The following is a 21,897-nucleotide window of genomic DNA, read 5'->3' as shown; positions in this document are numbered from 1 at the left end:
ATGACGACGGCGCGCCCGCAACGATCGGAAGCGGCGGAGTACTACTTCCGCTACATCGACGTGGTGCCCGAGGGGGACATCCGGCAGACGCTGACGCGGCAGCGCGGCGAGATGCGCGAGCTGTTCGGCGGCGTCGCGCCGGAGCAGTCCGGGTTCCGGTACGACGCCGGCAAGTGGACGCTTCGTGAAGTGGTCGGGCACCTGTCGGATACGGAACGCGTCTTCGCCGCCCGCGCGATGTGGTTCGCGCGCGGTCTCGACGGCGAGATGCCCAGCTTCGATCAGAACGTCTCGATCGCGGCGGGGCGCTTCGACGCGCGAACGTGGCGGAGCCTGGTCGACGAGCTGGATTCGGTGCGCGCGGCGACGGTGTCCCTGTTCGATGACCTGCCGGAGGCTGCGTGGGACGGCCGCGGCATCGCCAGCGGCAACCCGTTCACCGTCCGCGCGCTCGCCTGGCTCGCCGCCGGGCACGTGGAACACCATCTCCGGATCGTGCGGGAGCGCTACCTGGCGCCAGGAGCCCCGCGGCCATGACGAGCGGCTCGTCGCTCGGGCTCTGGCATCGTGGTCCGTTCACACCTGTCCGAACCTGCCCGATTGCCGCACTGACGCACTGCGCACTGACGCACTGACGCACTGCGCACCGCGCACCGCGCACCGTTCTGTGCTACCTTCCCGTAGGCGTTCCAGGGCGCCCCCCGTCCGCGGGCAGGACCGAGTCCACCTGAGTCAGTGAACGACGTTCGGACACGATCGCCGAACCTCCTTGCCCGACGCCAGCGGACCCCGGGCTGTTGAAGGAGGCTCGTATGCCCGCCCGCCGCCTGCCGATCCGCCCGGATTCCGATCAGCTCCATCATCAGGCCAAGGATCTCCTGAAAGCCGCGCACGCCGGCGATCCGGCGGCGATCGCGGAATTCCGCGAGCACCATCCCTCCGGCGTCGATCCCGCGTCCGCCAGGCTGGCCGACGCGCAGCTGGTGCTGGCGCGCGCGTATCAGGCGTCGAGCTGGACGAGGCTCGTTCATGCCGTGCAGCTCGCCGATGCCATCTGGCGCGACGACGTGGACGCGGTCCGTGCGCTCCTCGAACGGGACGCGTCGTTGATCCATGAAGACGTGCTGATCGGGAAGGACACCAACTGGGGCCCTCCCATGAGCTACGCCGCGAATCTCGGGCGCGATCGGATCGTCCGCCTGCTTCACCGCCTTGGCGCCCGGGATCTCGAGCACGCGGCGGGACGCGCGGCGCTTGCCGGCAAGGCCGACACCGTGCGCATGATCTACGAGCTGGCGGGGAGGCCGTCGCTCGACCGGTGGACGCTGGCGGGGCCGGCGTATACGTTGAGTGTGGAAGGCACCGCCGCGCTGCTCATGCTCGGCGCGCGGGTAGTGAAGCCGGACGGCCGCGTCGACTACAACACGATGGAGCACCTCCTCGGCACCGACAGCCGCAATCCGCCCGCGAAGCATCGCATCCTGGAGATGTACGTGGAGCACGGCTTCGAGCTGCCGGATACGCCGATCATGGCGCTCCATCGCGGCCGGATCGACCTGCTCGCCGCGCATCTCGCCCGCGATCCGGATCTCCTCACGCGTACGTTCGACAAGGCCGACGTCTATCCGCTGGCGCCTGCGTGCGCCGGCAAGCCGCACGTGGCGCAGGGGACGCCGCTGCAGGGCGTGACGCTCCTGCACGTCGCGGCGTACTTCGACGAGGTCGAGGTCGCCGGGTGGCTGCTCGATCGCGGCATGGATCCGGACGCACGCGCGGCGATCGACGGCGACGGCTTCGGCGGCTACACGGCGCTGTTCTCGACCGTCGTGTCGCAGCGGAACTTCTGGGTGAACTACGGCAAGGGGCAGCCGGACGAGGCGCAGTTCACGCGGCTCCTGCTGGCGCGCGGCGCGGATCCCAGCGTGCGGGCCTCGATTCGCGCCGGCCTCGAGCACGGACATGGCGGCGGGCCGATCCGCGAGTACCGCGGCGTGACGCCGCTCAGCTGGGGAGAGCGGTACCACGCGAAGATCTTCGTCAGCCGGGAGTCGCTGCGGCTGATCGCGGAGCGCGGGGGAACGGCGTGACCGCCGCCGGCGGACAGAAAGTATGATGAGCGCATGCTCAGCCGCCGTGAAGCGCTGGCCGCGCTCGCATCCGCCGCCGCGCTGCCGCTGATGTCCGGGTGCGCGCGCGACAAGGCGCCGGCGGCGACGACCACCACCGACGCCGGCGCGAAGGAGCTGCTCGACAGTGCGGCGGAGAACCTGCTGCGGCTGTTTCCCGAGACGGCGACCTCGCTCGGCGTCGACACCGGCGCCCGGGCGGCGCTGCGCTCGCAGCTCGCCGATCGCTCGGCCGAAGGTCAGCAGCGCGTCGCCAGGCAGGTCCGCGCCGATCTCGATCGCATCAGCGCGTTCAACACCGCCGGCCTGTCGCACGCGTCCCGCACCAGCATCGCGGTGGTGCGCAGCGCCTACGCGACCGCGCTCGAGGGGTTCGCGCTGCCGTACGGCGACATCACCGTCGGCGGCTGGCGCAACACGCCGTACGTCGTGATCCAGAACGTCGGCGCCTACCTCGACGTGCCGCGGTTCCTGGACAGCGATCATCGCATCGAGAACGCGGCGGACGCGGAGGCCTACCTGTCGCGCCTTCAGTCGTACGCGAAGCAGCTCGACGGCGAGCTGGGTCGCATGCAGGCGGCGCGTGCCGCCGGACTCGTGCCGCCGGCGTTCCTGATCGACAAGGCGCTGGCGCAGATGACGCTGTCGATCGCCAGCGCCCGCGCCGGCGGCAGCGTCGTCGAATCGATCGAGCGGCGCGCCAGGAACATTCCCGGCGACTGGGCGGGCCGCGCCCGCACCATCGCCGCGCAGGAGATCGCGCCCGCGCTGGAGCGACAGCTGCGCGAGCTGCAGGCGCAGCGCGCCGTCGCCACCGACGCCGCCGGCATCGCCGCGCGGCCCCGCGGCGACGAGTTCTACCGCTGGGCGCTGAAGGCGTCGACGACGACGAGCATGTCGCCGGACGAGATCCATCAGATGGGCCTGAGCGAGCTGGAGCGCCTGCACGCGCAGATGGACGGAATCCTGAAGGACATCGGCTACGCGCAGGGCTCCGTCGGCGAGCGGATGCAGGCGCTGGCCAGGGATCCGCGCTACAAGTTCGCCGCCGGGGACAAGGGGCGGGCGGAAATCATGGCGTTCATCGCCAACCGCCTGGACTGGATCCGCGCACAGATGCCGCGGGCGTTCAACACGCTGGTGACGCCCAATATGGAAGTCAAGCGGCTGCCGCCCGAAGAGGAGCCCGGCGCGCCCGGCGCCTACGGCGGCGCGGGATCGATTGACGGCAAGATCCCCGGACGCTACTGGATCAACCTGCGGACCACGGATCTGCACAGCAAGTACAGCCTCGCCGATCTGACGTTCCACGAAGCGATCCCCGGACACATCTGGCAGGGGGAATACACCCACGAGATGCCGCTGATCCGGCAGCTGCTCGCGTTCAACGCCTACTCGGAAGGATGGGCGCTCTATGCGGAGCAGCTCGCCGACGAGCTGGGCGCCTACGCGGACGACCGGGTCGGCCGTCTCGGGTATCTCCAGTCGATCGCGTTTCGCGCCTGCCGGCTGGTGGTCGACACCGGCATTCACGCCAAGGGCTGGACCCGCGAGCAGGGCGTCAGGTTCTTCGTCGACGTGAACGGCTCGAATCCGCACGAAGTCGCAAGCGAAGTGGATCGCTACTGCTCGTGGCCCGGGCAGGCCTGCGGCTACAAAGTGGGACACAGCGAGATCAACCGCCAGCGCGAGAAGGCCAGAGGCGCGCTCGGGGCGAAGTTCGATCTCAAGGCGTTCAACGACACGCTGGTGCTCGGCGGCAACGTGCCGCTCGACGTGCTCGCCGGGAACGTCGAGGAGTACGTCCGCGCCACCAACGGATAGCCGGCGCAGGCGATCGGCGTCGAGCCGGAACCGTCGGCGTCAGCGCTCACCTGCCGGGGTTGCGCGGAACCGCGGCGACTGAGAGGATGGCGTCGTGCGCACCTGGGTCAAGGTCACGATCGGCGGCGGCGCGGTCATTCTGCTCGCGCTCGCGGCGCTGGGGGCCACCGGCGCCTATTTCGTCCTGCGCCACATGGAGACGCGCAGCGGCAGCGAAGCGCAGGCGATCGAGGCGATCGACGCGGTCAAGGCGCGGTTCGGACCGCGCCCGCCGCTCGTGGAGATCACCGACCCGCGCCGTGCCGACATCCGCATCAACCGGCCCGTCGAGGCCAGCACGGTTCCCGTCAACACCATCCATGTGATCAACTGGAAGAGCGAGAACGGCGAGCTGGTCCGCACCGACGTGCCGCTCTGGCTGATGCGGTTCAGCACCGTCAACATCATCTCGCAGTTGGGGATCGCGCCGGCAGGCTTCCGGCTCACCGTCGCCGACGTCCAGCGCTACGGCCCGGGCATCGTCGTCGACTACGCGTCACAGGGGGCATTCCGGCTGCTGATCTGGGTGGATTGAACCGATGACGACGTTCGTCGTCGTCGGGTACCCACCGGACGGACAACCGCTCACCGGTCGCATCCCGCCCTACGACCCGCTGCGCTTGCGCGCCGGCGGCGCCGCCGGCGGCTCCAGCTTCCACCACCACTGCGGATCCAGCGCCTTCTGGCGCGGATACGTCTCGTTCAGCGTGGCCGCATCGTAGAGACGGCCGTTCTTCATCACCTCGGCGATCCTGCCGGTGTTCCTGATGTCGTCCAGCGGGTTGGCCTCGAGCACCAGAAGGTCCGCCAGCTTGCCGACCTCCAGCGAGCCCAGATCCTTCGCGAACCCGATCGCGTCGGCGCCGCCGATCGTCGCCGCCTTGAGTGCTGCGTGCGGTTTCATGCCGCCCGAGGCCATCATCCACAGCTCCCACAGCGCGCCGATGCCCTGCACCTCGCCGTGGGATCCGAGGCCGATCCTGCCGCCGCCGTTCACCCACTTGGTGAGCTGCTTCGCGTGCAGCGGGAACACGTACTGATCGGCGCGGTTCCAGTCGGTGTTCTTCCACTTGTCCAGCTCGTCGTGCGGCGTGAAGCGGCGCAGCCGGCGCTCGTCGTCCAGGTTCATCGCCGTCAGGTAGTGCTGCCGCCCGATCGGACCGCCGTAACTGACGATCAGCGTCGGCGTGTACGTGATCTGACTCGCCGCGCCGAGCTTCACTACGTCGTCGTAGAACGGACTGATCGGCAGCGAGTGCTCGAGGCCGGCGTAGCCGTCCTGCATCAGCGTCAGGTTCATGGTGAAGTTCGATCCCCCCTCGGTCGTCGGGGTGAGCCCGAGCTCCTTCGCGGCCATGATCACCCACTGGCGAACCTTGCGGTCGCCGACCATGTACTGCTTGATCGTCTTGGTGTTGTAGTGGTCCGAATAGCGCCGCAGCACGTCGCGCGCGTCGTCCAGACTGCGGATGTTGTCGGCGGAGAAGACGCCTGGGCCGGTCGAATAGAGACGCGGCCCGATCAGTTGGCCGGTGTCCATGAGGTCCTGATACGTCAACGCATCCTCGGACGATGTCTGCGGATCCCGCTGCGTCGTGACGCCGAAGGCGAGCTGCGCGAGGAACTGCGACACCTGGCTGCGGTGAACGCCCCACGACACCCACGTGTGCGCGTGGGTGTCGACGAGTCCCGGCATGATGGTCTTCCCGGCGAGGTTGCGCACGACCGCGCCCGCCGGGATGGCCACCTTGCCGCTCGGCCCGATCGCCGTAATGCGGTTGTCGGTGATGACGACGTCGCCGCGGGCGATGACTTCGTCTCCCTTCATGGTGATCAGCCGGGCGTTGCGCAGGGCGATGGTCCCTTTCGGCTTGTCCTTGTCGACGACGATCTCGACGTCGACGCGGTGGGGCTCGTATTCGAGCGTCGGGATGCGCGGCGGGGCCGGCGGCTTCTGCGCCGGCGGCTTCTGCGTGTCCGCCGGCGTGGATCCCGCCGCGGGCGGTTCCGGTGACGGCTTCTCGGGCGACGCGGCCGCCCCGCGCTCCGCTTCGGTCTCGGCCTTGACGCGGTTGGCGGCGTCGACTTCAGCCTGCGACGCGATGTCGTGGAGGAAGAAGCTGCGTCCGATCGAGAAGTACGCCGCCTGACTGTCCGTCGTCCAGCCGATGAAGTCGCCGCCGACCTTGGTGAGCCGCCATGTCGGCACCGATGACGAGGGGCCGGCCGAGACCGTCGGCGCGGCGCCGGCCACCGGCGGCACGACGATCATGTAGACGTTGCGGTTGGCCCGCGCCAGCGCGCGTTTTCCGTCAGGCGAGAGGATCACCTCGTCGGGCGTGGGCGGCGGACCCTGCTGGCCGGGAAGCGGCGGCGGCGCCGGCGCGGTGACCTTGACGATCGTCTTGATGTCGGTGCCGTCGTACCGCATCGAGAGCAGCCCCTCGGAGCCGGCCCAGACGTAGACACGATCCGCTTCGGGGCCCACGTGGGGCGCTTCACGTCCCTGCTGCGTCGAGCCGCCGGCCACCCACGCGATTCTCGAGACGCTGCCGCCGGCGGCGGGCAGCCAGACGTATTCCAGTTCGGCGGAGCCGCTGTGATTGCCGAAATCCTCGAGCGTCCGCATCCGGTGCATCTTCGATCCGCGCACGGCGACCAAGCGTGACCCGTCGCGCGAGTATGCGAGCTTGTCGTAGAACGCGGCGACGGCGGTGAGCCGCTCCGGCTGTCCCGTCCCATCCGCGCGCACGCGATAGATCCGTCCGCCGTCCTCGTCGCTCCAGGTGACGTACGAGATGAACTGTCCGTCGGGGGACCAGACCGGTCCGTGCTCCACATCCGTCGACGCGGTCAGCCGGCGGGCGTTGCGGATCGTGGCAGCGGCTGCGGCCGGCGGTTCGGCGGCGGGCTTGGCGGTCTGCTCGGTGGATGGCGTCGCGCTCTGCTCGGTGCCGGGCTTCTGCGCCGCGTCTTTGTCGCTGTCCGCGGCCGGCTTTTCCTTCTTCGTGCCCCGCCCCTGCGGCAGGTCGGCGATCCAGAGGCGATCGAGCGCGGTGAAGACGAGGCGTTTCCCGTCCGGCGACGGGCGCGCGCCGCGGATCTGCGAGACCCGCAGCTTCTCGTCGTCGATCGGATAGTCGAACTTCACCAGCGGCCCGAGCTGCTGATCGACTTTCGCGGTGAACGGGATCTCGACCGCCGCGCCGCTCGGCACCGCGACGCGCCAGATCTTGCCGTCGTAGCTGGTGATGAGCGAGCTGGAATCGGGCGTGAAGGCGGACTTCGGGTAGACGTCGCGATCGCGCGCGCCGCCGCCCTGACTGTCATCCCGCTGCACGTCCATCGTCAGCCAGCGATCCTCGCCGGTGGACAGATCGATCAGCTTCAACGCCTGCCGTGCGTCGTAGCGCGTCGAGTAGACCAGCCACTTGCCGTCAGGGCTCGGCACGGGACGGAACGCACCCTCTCCCTCGTGGGTGCGCACCAGCAGCCTGCCGTTCTCCCGATCGAGCTGGGCGATCTGATAGGGCCCGACCACGCGGGCCGAGCTGCGGAGCGGCGTGTGCGGATCGTAATCGGGGTCCGCTTCGTCGGCGATCAGGCGCGTGGCCAGTCCCGGGCGCACCGTGCCGCGGACGTTGACCCACAGCGTCTGCGAGCCCTTGCCGAACGCCGGACCGAGGATCGCGGGAGCCGCGGGGGCCGAACCGCCGCCGGCGGGAGCGGGGCCGCTGCTGACGCCGGTCATCTGCACGCCGGATCCGCCGCTTTCGTGGTACATCCACAGCTGCGCCCCCTTGGCGACGATCACGTACTCGCCGTCCGGCGCCCAGGTCGGCGACATGTAGCTCTCGCGCTCCGTGGTGCTGATGGCCCGCGGTTTCGTGCCGTCGGCGTTGGCCACCCAGACGTTCTCGGAGCCATTGCGATCGCTGATGAACACGAGCTTCTTGCCATCCGGCGAGAACGCCGGCTGCATGTCGTACGCCTGTCCGCTGGTGATGCGCGTCGCCTCGCCGCCGGTGACGGGCAGCGTGTAGAGATCCCCCAGCAGCTCGAAGACGATGGTCTTGCCGTCCGGCGACAGATCGAGGGACAGCCACGTCGCTTCCGACGTCGTGAACGACAGCGACCGTTCCGTGAGGAGCGGCAGCCCCTTGTTCTTGATCGCGTCGGCCGCGGCCTTGTCGTTCTGCGCGCGGGTCTGGGCGTACGGGGCATATGACGTGATCGCGGCGATGGCGACCAGGCACAGCAGGCGGGAGGCGAGTCTGAACATGGCGAACCTCTTGGTTGGAGAGCTGATTATAGGGCGCGGCCGCACTTTTCCATGCTCCGGCGGTCGATCGCGGCCGCAGTCTGCGCAGCCCGGCGACGGCGCGACGTCGAGCCGCCGTGGTGCTAGGATCCGCGGCGCGATGCTGACCGTCACCAAAGATCTCGTCCTGCCCACCACCGTCACCGGATCCTGGCCGCGGCCGCGCTGGTTCGACATGAGCATGTGGGGCCGGCCGCTCGACACCTGCATGATGGACACGCGGTATCGCGAGCAGTTCGGCGACGCGATGTCGACGGTCGTCGCCGACCAGCAGCGCGCCGGGCTCGACATCGTGACCCACGGCGACCTGCATTGTGACGACGACATGGCGGGGCGGTCGTGGCATCACTATCCGCTGCAGCGCTGGGCGGGGTTCGAGGGGGACTATCTCCAGTCCGAGGAAACGCGATCGCCGTGGCTGCGCTATCCCCCGGGCACGCTCCTCAACGAGATCTACACCGGCTGGCGCTGGCCGCGGGTCGTCGACACGATCGCGCACCGCCCGCTCGATTACCCGAAGATCTGGCGGCTGGCGCAGGCGCGCGCCAACCGGCCCGTGAAGTTCGGCACGTGCTGCTCGCAGGTGATGGGCCTGTTCCTCGACATTCACACCGCCAAGTACACCGATCACCGCCAGGTGATCTGGGACATGGCCGAAGCGATGAACAAGGAACTGCTCGCCCTGCGCGCCGCAGGGTGCCGGCTGATGCAGATCGAGGAGCCGACCATCCATTTCTGGGCCAACACGTACGGCCCGGACAGCGACGAAGTGCGGTTCATGATCGACGCGTTCAACCGCGAGGTGCAGGGACTGGACGACGTCGAGATCTGGATTCACACCTGCTGGGGCAATCCCAACATGCAGCGGGTGATCGAGAACGACCGTTACGAGACGTCGTTCGACCTGTATCTCGATCGGCTCAAGGGAGACGTCTGGACGGTGGAGATGACCGATCGTCAATTCAGGGAAATCGAGTTGTTCGGGCGCACGAAAGGCCGGCTGCCGAAGAAAGTCGCGGTCGGCGTCGTCAGCCACCGGACGCTGCAGGTGGATCGCCCGGAAGACGTGGCGGCACGAATCCGCCGCGCGCTGGAGCACATCAGCCCGGAGCAGTTGATCCTGTCGAGCGACTGCGGCTTCGGGCGCCAGGGCGGCAACCGGGACATCGCGTTCTTCAAGACCGTGTCGATCGCGCAGGGCGCGAACATCGTGCGGCAGGAGCTGGGGCTGCCGCTGTCGCCGGTGCCGGCTGCGGATCCGCAGCTGCAGACCGACATCGTGCCGAAGACGGGAGCGTAGGCGAGCGCGCCCGGTCGACGGGCGCCGACCAGAAAGGAAGCGGCGATGACCAGACGTGACTTCTTCACTTCCGCGGTTGGCTGGACGGTGCTGCTCCGATCGAGCCAGGCCGTCGTCTTCGCGCAACCGAAGCCGATGGCGGTCGATCTCGCGGCGCTCGCGGAGAGCGGCAAGCTCACTGTATTCAACCGCGCGGCCAGCAAGTTCGTCGATGGCGCGCGCCAGGGGGTGCGGATGAGCGAGCGCGAGAACGACGGCGTCGCCTACGTGCCCGGGATCGAGTTCGCGAACGGCACGATCGAGATCGATATCCGCGGCAAGGACGTCCAGCAGCAGAGTTTCGTCGGCGTGGCGTTCCACGGCGTGGACGGAACGACCTACGACGCGATCTATTTCCGTCCCTTCAACTTCCGCACCGACGATCAGGCACGGCGGGCGCGCGCCGTCCAGTACGTGTCGCACCCGGCGAATCCGTGGCAGAAGCTCCGCGCCGAGAGCCCCGGCAAGTACGAGAAGGGGCTCGAACCGCCGCCCGATCCGAACGGCTGGTTCCACGCCCGCATCGTTGTCGCCAGCCCGAAGGTGAGCGTGTTCGTCGGCGACGCAAGGCAGCCCAGCCTGGCCGTCGACCAGTTGAGCGACCGCCGCAAGGGGCTGGTCGGCGTGTGGGTCGGCAACACGTCCGGCGGCGACTTCGCGAACCTGCGACTATCGCCGGCGTAGCGCGAAACTCGGGCCGGGGCCGATACGTCTACATCCTCACGCGTGAGCGTCCACGCCATGATCATGCTGCTGCCGCGCCTGGCGCTGCTGTATCTGATCTTTCTCGTCTGCTTCGTGATCGGATCGGCCGCCGTGGCCGGCGCGCTGCCCGATCCGGCCGCGTCCGAACCCGGACTGGTGTCTCCAGGGGCGGGCGTGCTGATCATCGCGCTCGTCAACGTGGGAGTGGTCGCGGCGCTGGTCCTCGCCTCGCGCTGGCGAGGATGGAAGCTTGCGCTGAGCCTGGCGCTGGCGTACTACGGCGCCGTCACGCTGCTCACGCAGATCGAGACGTGGTATTTCCTGTCGTCCCTGACCGTGGACGAGTCAGTCCTGCCGCGGCTCTTCGTCATGGGTGTGCCGACGGCACTGGTCTTCGTCCCGCTCTCCGTACGCATTCTCGGAAAGTGGCAGCGCGGGGACGAGTCCGCCGCCTCGCACGGGCCGGCGCTCTCGGCAATCGAATGGACCTGGAAGCTCGCGGTCCTTTCCGTCCTCTACGTCGCGTTCTACTGGACCGCCGGCTACTTCATCGCGTGGCAGAATCCCGAGCTGCGCGCCTTCTACGGCCAGCCCGGCGATCCGCTGCCGTTCGTCGCACACACGCGCAGCGTCCTGCGCAGCGACCCGGGACTGTTCGCCTTCCAGCTCGGGCGCGGACTTCTGTGGGTCTGCTGCGCGCTGCCGATCGTGCGCGGTTCCGGCGTCTCAACCCCGCGCACGGCGCTGCTCGTCGCGCTGCTGTTCAGCGCGCCGCAGAACATCGCGCAGATTCTCGCCAATCCGCTGATGCCGATCGCCAGCGTGCGCCTGAGCCACCTGATCGAGACCGCCGCCTCCAACTTCCTGTTCGGCGTGCTCGTCGTCTGGATCCTCCGTCATCGCGAGGCAGAGCCATGACCGAAGAGCCACGCCGTCCTTTCCGCGCGGGGTTCATCGCCGCACTCCGGCGGACCCTCTTCGGCCGAGCGCCTGCACCGCCACCTCATATCACGATCGCTCTGTCGGGCACGCTGCGCGCCGGAGCAATCCTCGGCGTCATCTTCGGTGCCTGCAACATCGTCTTCAGCTGGCTGTATCCACTGTCGGACGACACGATTGCCGCGCTGCTCCGGTTCTACGGGCCGATGTTCGCGGCATGGGCGTTCGCCGCCTTCCGCGCCGCGCGGCGTGACGGCCGCGTCGGGTCCGGCCTCGCGACGGGCGCGGTCATCGCGCTCGCGACGTTCTTCGTGTTCGGGCTGATGAACCTCCTGCGGGTGAATCTCTTCCTGTACGATCTGACCGCCCGCGCCGACTGGCAGCGGATGATGGCGGTTTTCCGGGCGAGCGGCTTCGAGAGCCTGCGGACGTTCATCCTCGTGGAGTTCGTCAAGGAGCTGCCGCTCAAGCTCGCCGTGGCGGCCGGCATTGGCGCGATCGTGGGCCTGCTCGGCGGATCGATCGCCGCCGCCGACAAGCGGTTGACGTAGAATCGGCCGCTGAATGTTCGACCTGCGCACCGCGCCTGACACCGATCCCGTCGGCATCTATCGTCTCCGCGACGGCATCTACGCCGCCGACATGCTGCTCACGGCGATCGTCCACCTCGACCTGTTTTCGTGGCTCGACAAGACGCCGGCGACGAAGGACGACATCTGCCGCGCCTTCGAGATCACGGAACGCCCCACCGACGTGATGCTGACGCTCTTCGCGGCCATGGGGCTGCTGGAAGAGCGCTGGGAAATCTTCAAGTTGACCCCGCTCGCGCGCGAGCACCTGGTGAGCAGCTCGCCCTGGTTTCTCGGCCCGTACTTCGAGTCGCTGAAGAACCGTCCGGTCGCGCTCGATTTGCTGAAGGTGCTGCGGACGGGGAAGCCGGCCAGCTGGGGCAGCCAGCAGAACGAGAAGGACTGGCACAAGGCGATGGAGACGGAGGCGTTCGCCGCCCAGTTCACCGCGGCGATGGATTGCCGCGGCGTGTATCTCGCGCAGGCCGTCGCCAAGACCGTCGATCTCGCGTGGCGCAGCCACCTGCTCGACATCGCCGGCGGATCGGGCGTCTACGCCTGCTCGCTGGTGACCCACCATCCGCACCTCGCCGCAACCGTCTTCGAGAAGCCGCCGGTGGACAGGATCGCCGCCGGCGCGATTGCCAGGCGCGGCTGCGCCGGGCAGGTGCGGGTCGCGGCCGGCGACATGCTCGCGGATCCGCTGCCCGGCGACGCGGACGTGCACTTGTTCTCCAACGTCCTGCACGACTGGGACGAGCCCGTCGTCCGGCAATTGATCGGCAAGTCGTTCGAGGCATTGCCGGCCGGCGGCCTGATCGTCATCCACGACGCATTCCTGAACGCCGCCAAGGACGGACCGCTTCACGTCGCCGAGTACTCCGTGCTCCTGATGCACTCGTCGGAAGGGCGCTGCTACTCGACGCGTGAAATGGAGCGCTATCTCGCCGGCGCCGGGTTCCGCGATCCCGTCTACCGGGACACCGCGGCGGCGCGGGGCGTGATGACCGCGACGAAGTGACCTTCGTCACAAAGACGAGCCACCCGGCCACGATCCGCGGCATAATCAGCCTCGCACAGGAGGTTGTCCATGCGACGTTCACGCTCCTCGTGGCTGCAGATTCTCGCCCTCCTTCTCTCCACTGTTCCCGCCGCGGCCCAGTCGGGCACCGGCCGGATCTCCGGACTCGTCAAGGACAGCACCGGCGCCATCGTCCCCGGCGTCTCGATCGTGGTCACGCACGACGCCACCGGGGTCCGCCACGAGACCGTCACCAACGAGTCGGGCCTGTTCCTGTTTCCCAGTCTGCCGGTCGGCTCCTACACCGTTCACGCGCAGCTGACGGGATTCAAGCCGGTGACCAACCGGCAGAACGTCCTGACCGTCGGCAGCGAACTGAACCTCTCGATCGTGCTGCAGGCCGGCGATCTCCGCGAGGAGGTCGTCGTCACCGGCGCATCGCCCATCGTGCAGACGACGGAGTCGTCGGTCAGCACGCTGGTCACGAAGGAGACGATGGTCACGCTTCCGCTGAACGGCAGGAACCCGCTGCACCTGATCGGGCTGGTGCCCGGCGTCGCGGGGCACAGCGCCGAAGCGACGTCGTCGGGGGGGACCGCGACGCACTACATCAACGGCGATCGCGGGCGCGGCATCACGACGACCCAGGACGGCATCGACATCTCCGATCCGGTGATCCCGCGCGGCGAGCTGACCAACTCGCCGGTGAATCCCGAAGCGCTGCAGGAGTTCCGGGTGATCACCAGCAACGCCAAGGCGGAGTACGGCCGCTCGGCCGGCGGCCAGGTGGAGCTGGTGACGCGCAGCGGCACCAACACGCTGAACGGCATCCTCTACGAGTTCCTCCGCGACACGGCGCTCGACTCGAACTCGTACTTCAACAAGATCGCCGGGCTGCCCAAGGAGCAGCTGCGGCGCAACCAGTTCGGCGGCTCGGTCGGCGGCCCGATCCGGCGCGACCGCGCGTTCTTCTTCGCCAACTACGACGGCATGCGGCGGACCCAGGAAACGAGCCAGCTCGTCACCGTCCCGACCGCGTCGTTGCGGAACGGCGTCTTCCGGTTCGTGACCCAGACCTGCGCCGGCGAGACGGCGGCGCGTAACCGCCCCTCGTGCGTCGACGGGTCGGGGAATCCGCTGGTGCCCGTGTCGTCCTACAGCTTTGCGGCCAACGATCCGCGCGGACTCGGCCTCGATCCGGTGATGCAGAACGAGATCCTGAAGTTCCTGCCGCTGCCGAATGACTTCACCACGGGCGACGGCCTGAACACCGCCGGCTACCGCTGGAACTCGCCGTCGGAAGCGCCGGTGGATTCCCTCACGACGCGGTTCGACCTCACGCTGAATCGCGACCAGTCGGTCTTCGTGCGCTACAGCAACGCGTTCCGCAACGACCTGATCAACGACATCATCAACACGACGCCGAGGCCGATGAGCTGGCCGGCGCGCGTCCGGCTGTCGGATCAGCAGGGTGCGTCGATCGGCCACAAATGGACGCTCACCACCCGCCTGGTCAACGAGATCACCGGCGGCTACACGCGCAACGTGCTCGACTTCGCCGATCCGCAGCATCCCAGGACCTACGAGATCTGCCGCGGCAGCTGCATCTTCTCGAGCCCGTTCGTCTACTGGCCGGGCACGTCGCGCAAGCCGACCGAGCTGCAGTTCCTCGACAACCTGACGTGGATGCGCGGGCGGCACGCGCTGAAGGGAGGCGTGAACGTCCGCCGGTACTACATCTCGCAGGCACGCGGCGCGGGGAATCCGTTCGGCATCTATCCGAGCATCACGTTCAGCCGCCTGGACGCGGCGTTCAGCGGAATCAACGCGCTCGGCGCCGTCCGTCCGGACGGCAGCCGCGTCGATCTCACGGCGTCGGGCATCAACGCCACCGACCGCAACAATCTGAACACGCTGTACAACGTCCTGCTCGGGCGCATCGGCCGCATCGACCAGGCGTTCTACAGCAACGGGCAGCAGTTCGTCGCGCTGCAGCCGCTCACGCTCGATCAGCGCATGGGCGAATACAACTTCTACGTGCAGGACGACTGGCGGCTGCGGCCCAACGTGACGCTGAACCTCGGCCTGCGGTACGAACTGAACAGCGTGCCGTACGACGCCGCCGGCGTGCAGGTGCAGCCGGACAAGCCGCTCGACGGCAGCCAGGGGCCGGTGACGTTCGTGCAGGCGGGACCGGGCACGGGCCGGCAGTGGTTCGCGCGCGACAACAACAACTTCGCGCCATCCGCCGGCATTGCCTGGGATCCGAAGGGCAACGGCCGCACCTCGATCCGCGCCAGCTACCGGCTGGCGTATCAGCGGCTCATCACCTGGGCGCTGAACGTCGTCGAGCAGCGGCAGCCCGCCACGTCGCTGAACCAGTTCGTGGTCGCGCCGCGGGATGTGACCATCGCCGGATCCGACCAGGTCCTGCGGCTGCAGGAGTTCCTCAAGGCCGCCCGGCTGCCCAATCCGCAGACGGCGACGACGGTGTCGATCAGCAACGGCGTGCCGGCGCTGCTGACGCCGCCGTCCATCAACCGCACGCCGCCGACCAACCGCAACGAGCAGCCGCTGTTCTTCGATCCGGACATCCGCACGCCCTACGTGCACCAGTACGTCGTCGGCATCCAGCGCGAGCTGTGGCGCGGCACGCTGATCGAAGCGTCGTACGTCGGATCGCGCGGGCGCAAGCTGTTCCGGATGATGAACGTCAACACGATGGATCTCGTGGCCAACGGCTTCATCCGCGATTTCCAGGCGGCGCGCCGCAACCTGCTCGCCAGCGGCAACGCGAACGTCGGGGAGTCGACCGGCAATCTCGGGCGGCTGTTCGGCGGCACGATTCCCTCGAGCAGCTTCCCGGATATCCAGAACAGCAACGCCGGCGTGCTCGCCGACGCGCTGGACCGCGGCACCATCGGCATCGGTCTGCTCGCCGCCGGGCTGCCGAACACCTTCTTCCGCCCCAACCCGCAGTTCAGTCTCGCCGGTCTCGGCTGCTCGTGCTCGAGCTCGGAGTACAACGGGCTGCAACTGCAGATTCAGAAGCGCCTGGCGAGCGGCCTCGCCTTCGGCGCCAACTACACGCTGGCGAAGTCGACCGACGACGTCTCGAACGACACCCGCGGCGCCGGCACCGAGCTGGTGGTGCCGTCCGATCCGAAGCGCCTCGCGCTCGACAAAGGGCGCTCCGACTTCGACGTGCGGCACGTCGTTCGCGGGCACGCGATCTGGGATCTGCCGTTCGGCAGCGGCCGCCGCTTCCTGTCCGACGCCTCGGGATTCGTCAACGGGCTGGTGAGCGGGTGGCAGGTGAACGGCATTCTCGACATGTCGAGCGGGTTCCCGCTGACCGTGTTCTCCGGCTTCAACACGTTCACGTTCTACGACAGCGGCACGCGCGTGGCGACCGCGAGCGGGAGCGGCACGTCGAACCGTGCGACCTACTCCGGCAGCACGTCGATCGGCCGCGTGCGCCGGACCGATCGGGGCGTCGAGTACTTCACCGCCGAGGAGCGGGCCGCGTTCGGCACGCCGGAGGCGGGGGAGATCGGTTCGGCGCGGAACCAGTTCACCGGGCCGGGATTCTTCCAGGTGGACTTCGGCGTGTTCAAGAAGGTCCCGGTCGCGCGCGGTCAGCTCGAGCTGCGCATGGAAGTCTTCAACCTGTTCGACACGGTGAACTTCAGCGATCCGACGATTCTCGCGACGTCGGGCAGCTTCGGCTTCATCACCGACACGCGCGTGCCGCCGCGGATCGTTCAGCTGGGGGTGAAGTTCTACTTCTGATGCCGCCCACCGTCAGCGTGCCGGCGGGCCGCGTCCCCATCTGCTGCTTCGTGCTGTTCGGTTGGTTGTCGACGGCGATTGCCGCGGCCGGGCAGCCCGGCAGTGACGCGGTTCCTCCCATGCCGCGGGCGTTTGCCGGCGGCTCGTTCGGTTTTGCGACGAGGGATCCCGAGGCGCGCATGCGCCTGTACCAGAACGCCTCCTCGCGGACGTGGACGATCGACACGGGCATCGGTCTGGGGTCGCGCCTGAGTGCCGGCGTCGAGTACTCGAAGCCGAGTGTGTTGACGGGTTCGACCGTGGTGGGGGTCGGCCGCACGCAGATCGCCGGACGCGAAGTGGAACACGTCGTTGCCGGTGTGCTGCGCGGCCGGCTGGCGGGGCGCGGGGCCTGGGCCGTCGACGTGGTCGGGGGCGCGGGGATCCTCGTCCACCAGCATTTCAGGGGCAGTTGCACGCCTCCGCAGGAGCCGCGAACGAAGTGTGCGACGGAGCAGCGCACGTTGTACGGGCGATCGCCGGCGATCGTCGCGGGCGTTGACCTGCCGGTGCAGGCGGCGCCCCATCTCGCGGTGGTGCTCCAGCCGCGGTATTTCGTTCTGCGCCGCGGCGACAGCCCGGCGGGCGCGGGCTTCCAGGACGAACACCGATCGTCGACGCGCTTCGCGGTCAGTGCCGGCGCCCGCGTGATGTGGTGACCGCTACGGATTCCAGCGCATCGCGTCGAGGCGGTTGCGGGCGGCGGTGATGTCGCGCTTCAGGCGGCGGACCATGTCGGCGACCAGATCCTTGCCGCGCGCGGCGGCGGCGTCGACCATCGTCTTCAGCTGCCAGAGCGGCGTCGCCTGCATCCCGGCGAGGTCGGCGGCGCATGACTCGAGCTGTTCTTCGACCTGCGCGATGCGTCTGACCAGGCGCGCCCGCGCCGCCTCGGGATCGGTCCCCTGCACCGCCTCGGGGCTTCGCTCCCACGCCTCGAGGATCGAGCGCAGGCGCTCCTCGTCGCCGAGCGCGTAGGCGCGATTGGCTTCGATCATCAGGTGGTGGCGCCGATCGCGGGTCTGCTCGTCGGCCGCGAGGTCGGGATGAATCGTCTTGGCGACGTCACGGAACAGCCGGCGAACGGCGTCGGACGTGAAACGCGCCGGCGTATCCGCCGGGCCGGCCGTGGGAGCCGCCGGCGCCGGGCCTTGCGAGCCGTCCACCAGCCTGGACAGCTCGCCGAGCTCTGCCTCGGCGATCGCCTGCTCCAGTTCGTCGAGCTCCTCGTGCAGCTGGCCGACTTCCCGCCGGTAGCGGAGGCGGAACGCCTGGAGGTCCGCCTGCACCCGCGCGATTTCGGCCGAGCGTTCGCCGAGGCGCGCCTGGAGTTCGGCGAGCCTTGCGCGCAGCGGCTCCATGTTCTCGTCGGGTGAAGGCTGCGAACGGACGAGCGGCATGATCCGGTAATGCTAACACCCGCGTTATGCGATTCTGTGTCATGGCTGTTTCGCCTTCCAGCGTGACCTTCACCTCGATTGGCCGCGTGCGGTCGCCGTTCCGCGAGACCTCGGAGATCCCGAAGGGGCTCGGCGCGGAGCATCGAGCGGAAGGAGTTCTCGAGATCGATCCGCGGTACCAGGCCGGGCTCGCCGATATCGAGGGGTTCTCGCATCTGTACGTGCTGTGGCACTTCGATCGCGTCGCCGATGTGGAGCTGACCGCGTGGCCGCCTGCGGACGATCGGCCGCATGGCGTGTTCGCCACGCGATCGCCGCAGCGGCCGAACCCGATCGGGCTGACGGTGGTCGAGCTGCTCGGCCGGGACGGCTGCCGTTTGCGCGTCGCCGGCGTCGACATGCTCGATGGCACGCCGATCCTCGACATCAAACCGTACCTGTCCAGCGTTCCCCAGGACGCACTCCGGCGCGGGTGGCTCGCGGAGGCGGAGGCGAGGCGAAAGGCTACTTGATTCGGCTTCCCGTCAGGAAGCGGCGGTAGCTGCTGAAGACCTGCGTGCGGCGGGTGGACTGCAAGCCGCTGCGCACCACCGTGACCATTTCGATCGACTCAGGCAGGAGCAGCGTCTCGTCGGGATCGCTGAACGCGACCTCCTTGTAGCGCAGCGTCACGTCGTCGCGATCGAGCGTGAGCCATGGTGTGAACCGGTACTTCCGCTGCAGCGGCTCCGGGACCCGGATGTCGGTCGGGCCGGTGAGGTGCCGATCGAGCCGCAGCACGTCGTGCGTTCTCGCGTCGACCCACAACCGTCCTCTGATGGCAACCGGTCCCTTCCAGTCGAAGCAGTCGTCGTGGCCGTACTCGTCCCGGATCAGCTCCGGCCGGCTCGCCCGCTGCATCGAGGTGAAGTCGATCACGAGCGCGGCGCGATCACGCTCGCGGCCATCCCGCACTGCCGTGAACCGGTATTCCTCACGATAGCCGGGCAGCAGGAAGGTGAGCATTTCCGGCGACTGGGGTGTCGGGTCGGTACAGCCGGAGCGATCCCTGGCGTCCCGCTCGCGCGGTTCTCGCCCGTTGATGCGGCGGATCTGACGCGTCACGCGCGCCGCCGGCAGTCCGTCGCCGTCGGCGCCCTCCATCTCGACGCGCAGCTCGGACTCGACCATGCGGGCGAATCCGTCCGGCCCCCAGTCGGATCGGATCGGCGTCACGGTCGACTGCTCGGTGCAGATGAGTTGCTGGGCGCGACGGTAGTACGCGGCCACGCGGTCGCCGACGCGCGCGATCAGCGCCGCGACGTCGGCGCGGTCCTGCGCGGCGGTCGCGCGCGCGATCGTATCGAACGCGACGATCGTCGCGCCGGCGAGCAGCACCGCAGACAGTGTGCGGCCCATGACCGCAGATGATAGCCGACAACGCAAATCGGAGTAGGATGCGGTCGCGGCCGAGGCCTGCCGTGACCTACGAGCAAGTCGTCGAACTCGTGCTCCGCGACGTCGAGGCGACGCTGGGCGCCTCCGCCCGCCGCGAGGCCGCCGCATTCACCCGTCTCGAACGCCGGCTGGGAAACGTGCCCGACGACGACCCGCGGGCGATCGTCGATCGGCTCCAGACCTACATTCACGACTGCTTCATCGATCCGACCTGGCCGGCGTGTCCGCTGCACGAGACCCATCCCCTCTGGTTCGGCAAGCACGACGCCTGGTGGTGTGCGATGGACGACGTGAAGATCGCGCCGCTCGGCGAGCTCACGGGCCGCGCGCCATAGTCCGGCGCCGCCTTGACGCGGAGGCAGAGACCCCGTAGCCTGAGGACGCGTCGCAGGGCGCATCCCGTCCGCGGAAAGGGCCGAGCCCACCTGTGCGCGCAATATCGACCGTCTCTCGATCTTCTTTCAGCCCGGCTGGCGGACACGGGCGCTGTGAAAGGAGATCCCATGCGTTCCCTCCCATCCCGTCCGTCGATCGAACAGCTCCGCAAACAGGCCAAGGACCTCGCGCGCGACAAGGGCATCCGGCTGTCGGACGCGCAGCGGCTGCTCGCGCGTGAGTACGGCTTCACCCGATGGGATCGGCTCCTCGCACACGTTCGCGGCGCCAGGACCGGGGCGGCGCTCACCGCCGCGCTGATCCGGCCGGTGGAACTGCGGCCCGGCCGTCCCTACGCCCTGCCGGACGGCACGACGGTGACGACCGACGACGTGTATGCGACGTTCGTCGCGGCGCGCGCGGGCGACCTGGCCGGCATGAAGCGTTTGATCGCGCGCGCCCCCGGGCTGGCGATCGTCGAGTACAACTACACGCCGCCGATCCATTTCGCCGCGCGCGAAGGCCACCGGCGAATCGTGGAGCTGCTGATCGCGCGGGGCGCCGACCTCGCGTATCGCAGCTATCCGTTCGCCGACTCGCTGCTCACCATCGCGGAGGATCACCAGCATGCGGAGGTGGCCGATCTGGTGCGGCGGCACCTGGCGACACGATTTCGGGTCGCCGACGGAACCCGCGTCATCATCGACGCGGCCAGGGACGGGGATCTGAGCGGCGTGCAGGCGGAGATCGCCAGAGATGCCGCCCTCGCGGCCGCGGCGAACGAGACCGGCGACACCGCGCTGCACCACGCGGCGCGCCGCCGCAGCATGGAGATGGTGCGGATGCTGCTCGATGCCGGCGCCGACGCCGACGCGATCCGCGGCGACGGCTATCGCCCCATCCACCTCGCGCTGATGACCGGCTCCGCCGCCGGGGCTCCGTCCCCCGAAGGGCGCGCCATCGCCGATCTCCTGCTGGCGCGGGGCGCACGCTACACGATGTTCCTTGCCGCGCTGCTCGGCGACGCCGCGTTCGTCCGCCGCTCGCTCGCGCGCGACCGCGCCATGGCCAACGACGAAGACACGAATCATCATCGCCCGATCTCGGGCGCGGTGCGGCGCGGCGACCTCGAGCTGGCGCGGCTGCTGCTCGAGCACGGCGCGGATCCGGCGCTGCCGGAGGAAGGGGCGCCGCGCGGCCACGCGCTGTGGGCCGCGGCATACGCGGATCGCGCCGATCTCGCGGAACTGCTCCTGCGGCACGGCGCCGACCCGAACGGCATGGTCGAATCGAGCGGAACGCCGATGATGATCGCGCGCGGCAAGCCGGCGCTGCTGGCGCTGCTCCGCGCGCACGGCGGCATTGAATCGCGAGGCAGGCACGACGACATCGGCCGCGCCGTGATCGAGCGCCGCTTCGACGTCGCGGAGCGGTTGATTGCGGCGGATCCGGCGATCCTGAACGACGAGGAATGGGGGGACGGCATCCTTGCCGGGCCCGCCAACGCCGGCGCGCACGATGTGCTGGCGTTCCTGATCCGCCTCGGCGCCCGCGTGCCGCCGGTCTCGAAGTGGGCGCCGTACTACTACTTCAAGCACGAAGCGACCGCGGCGTTCCTGCTCGAGCGCGGCATGGACCCGAACCACATGAACTGGCATCGCCTGACGCTGCTGCATCACATGGCAGCGGAGGGAGAGATGGGCAAGGCGCGTCTGCTGCTCGACCACGGCGCCGCGATCGACGCGGTGGACGAGGAATACCGCTCGACGCCGCTCGGCGTGGCCGCCCGCCGCGGGCAGCTGGCGATGGTGGATCTGCTCCTCAGCCGTGGCGCGGATGCCGCCCGCGCCGGCATGCCGTGGGCGACGCCGCTCGCCTGGGCGCAGCGGAAGGGGCACGCCGCGGTGGCGGCGCGCCTCGAACGGCCGTGATCCGTTTGCCCCCGCCGGCGCGCTATCATCCGAGGTCTGG

General features: G+C 69.0%; 17 protein-coding genes. 14 read left to right on the top strand and 3 right to left on the bottom strand.

What is annotated here, in order from left to right; genetic code table 11:
- The 4 genes from VFK57_10330 to VFK57_10315 all read left to right on the top strand — a co-directional run bounded on the left by VFK57_10330 (position 1) and on the right by VFK57_10315 (position 4,524).
- Positions 1 to 537: a DinB family protein gene (locus VFK57_10330; protein ID HET7696094.1), complete on the top strand. Its 537-nt coding sequence runs from the start codon at positions 1 to 3 to the stop codon at positions 535 to 537.
- A gap of 275 nt (positions 538 to 812) precedes the next feature.
- On the top strand, positions 813 to 2,087 hold the full coding sequence (locus tag VFK57_10325; protein ID HET7696093.1) for a hypothetical protein: 1,275 nt from the start codon (positions 813 to 815) through the stop codon (positions 2,085 to 2,087).
- A 33-nt stretch (positions 2,088 to 2,120) separates the two neighbouring features.
- Entirely contained in the window at positions 2,121 to 3,950 is a 1,830-nt protein-coding gene (locus VFK57_10320; GenBank protein ID HET7696092.1) for a DUF885 domain-containing protein, read from the top strand.
- Between the two features lie 94 nt (positions 3,951 to 4,044).
- Positions 4,045 to 4,524: a hypothetical protein gene (locus VFK57_10315; GenBank protein HET7696091.1), complete on the top strand. Its 480-nt coding sequence runs from the start codon at positions 4,045 to 4,047 to the stop codon at positions 4,522 to 4,524.
- A gap of 69 nt (positions 4,525 to 4,593) precedes the next feature.
- Here the strand turns inward: VFK57_10315 and VFK57_10310 are convergent, their stop codons facing one another.
- Entirely contained in the window at positions 4,594 to 8,271 is a 3,678-nt protein-coding gene (locus VFK57_10310) for an amidohydrolase family protein (GenBank protein ID HET7696090.1), read from the bottom strand.
- A 139-nt stretch (positions 8,272 to 8,410) separates the two neighbouring features.
- Here VFK57_10310 and VFK57_10305 point away from each other — a divergent pair, with 139 nt between their 5' ends.
- The 7 genes from VFK57_10305 to VFK57_10275 all read left to right on the top strand — a co-directional run bounded on the left by VFK57_10305 (position 8,411) and on the right by VFK57_10275 (position 17,373).
- Positions 8,411 to 9,610: a cobalamin-independent methionine synthase II family protein gene (locus tag VFK57_10305; GenBank protein HET7696089.1), complete on the top strand. Its 1,200-nt coding sequence runs from the start codon at positions 8,411 to 8,413 to the stop codon at positions 9,608 to 9,610.
- 45 nt (positions 9,611 to 9,655) lie between these two features.
- On the top strand, positions 9,656 to 10,333 hold the full coding sequence (locus VFK57_10300) for a hypothetical protein (protein HET7696088.1): 678 nt from the start codon (positions 9,656 to 9,658) through the stop codon (positions 10,331 to 10,333).
- 42 nt (positions 10,334 to 10,375) lie between these two features.
- The gene (locus VFK57_10295) at positions 10,376 to 11,272 is read left to right on the top strand and encodes a hypothetical protein (protein HET7696087.1); all 897 of its coding nucleotides are present in this window, start codon (positions 10,376 to 10,378) and stop codon (positions 11,270 to 11,272) included.
- A complete protein-coding gene (locus VFK57_10290) occupies positions 11,269 to 11,844 on the top strand; it encodes a hypothetical protein (protein ID HET7696086.1) in 576 nt (191 codons plus the stop codon). The genes VFK57_10295 and VFK57_10290 overlap by 4 nt, the downstream gene beginning before the upstream one ends.
- Before the next feature lie 13 nt (positions 11,845 to 11,857).
- Positions 11,858 to 12,883 carry a methyltransferase gene (locus VFK57_10285; protein ID HET7696085.1) on the top strand — a complete coding sequence of 342 codons (1,026 nt, stop codon included), beginning with the start codon at positions 11,858 to 11,860 and terminating at the stop codon, positions 12,881 to 12,883.
- A 69-nt stretch (positions 12,884 to 12,952) separates the two neighbouring features.
- Positions 12,953 to 16,675 carry a TonB-dependent receptor gene (locus VFK57_10280; GenBank protein HET7696084.1) on the top strand — a complete coding sequence of 1,241 codons (3,723 nt, stop codon included), beginning with the start codon at positions 12,953 to 12,955 and terminating at the stop codon, positions 16,673 to 16,675.
- The gene (locus VFK57_10275; GenBank protein HET7696083.1) at positions 16,675 to 17,373 is read left to right on the top strand and encodes a hypothetical protein; all 699 of its coding nucleotides are present in this window, start codon (positions 16,675 to 16,677) and stop codon (positions 17,371 to 17,373) included. The genes VFK57_10280 and VFK57_10275 overlap by 1 nt, the downstream gene beginning before the upstream one ends.
- A gap of 3 nt (positions 17,374 to 17,376) precedes the next feature.
- On the opposite strand, the gene VFK57_10270 is transcribed toward VFK57_10275, so the two are convergent.
- Positions 17,377 to 18,114, bottom strand: coding sequence for a hypothetical protein (locus tag VFK57_10270; GenBank protein ID HET7696082.1), 738 nt, complete (start codon positions 18,112 to 18,114; stop codon positions 17,377 to 17,379).
- A gap of 41 nt (positions 18,115 to 18,155) precedes the next feature.
- On the opposite strand from VFK57_10270, the gene tsaA reads away from it, so the two are divergent.
- A complete protein-coding gene (gene tsaA / locus VFK57_10265; protein HET7696081.1) occupies positions 18,156 to 18,626 on the top strand; it encodes a tRNA (N6-threonylcarbamoyladenosine(37)-N6)-methyltransferase TrmO in 471 nt (156 codons plus the stop codon).
- On the opposite strand, the gene VFK57_10260 is transcribed toward tsaA, so the two are convergent.
- Positions 18,619 to 19,512, bottom strand: coding sequence for a hypothetical protein (locus VFK57_10260; protein HET7696080.1), 894 nt, complete (start codon positions 19,510 to 19,512; stop codon positions 18,619 to 18,621). The genes tsaA and VFK57_10260 overlap by 8 nt on opposite strands.
- Positions 19,513 to 19,574: 62 nt before the next feature.
- Here VFK57_10260 and VFK57_10255 point away from each other — a divergent pair, with 62 nt between their 5' ends.
- Both VFK57_10255 and VFK57_10250 read left to right on the top strand, forming a co-directional pair.
- Positions 19,575 to 19,886, top strand: a complete 312-nt coding sequence (locus VFK57_10255; GenBank protein ID HET7696079.1) for a hypothetical protein — start codon at positions 19,575 to 19,577, stop codon at positions 19,884 to 19,886.
- A gap of 168 nt (positions 19,887 to 20,054) precedes the next feature.
- The gene (locus VFK57_10250) at positions 20,055 to 21,857 is read left to right on the top strand and encodes an ankyrin repeat domain-containing protein (GenBank protein ID HET7696078.1); all 1,803 of its coding nucleotides are present in this window, start codon (positions 20,055 to 20,057) and stop codon (positions 21,855 to 21,857) included.
- The last annotated feature ends 40 nt before the right edge of the window (positions 21,858 to 21,897 follow it).

The organism is Vicinamibacterales bacterium, assembly GCA_035699745.1.
GTDB lineage: Bacteria > Acidobacteriota > Vicinamibacteria > Vicinamibacterales > 2-12-FULL-66-21 > JAICSD01.
The sequence above is the reverse complement of the archived record's forward strand: the minus strand, read 5'-3'. Positions and strand labels throughout refer to the sequence as shown.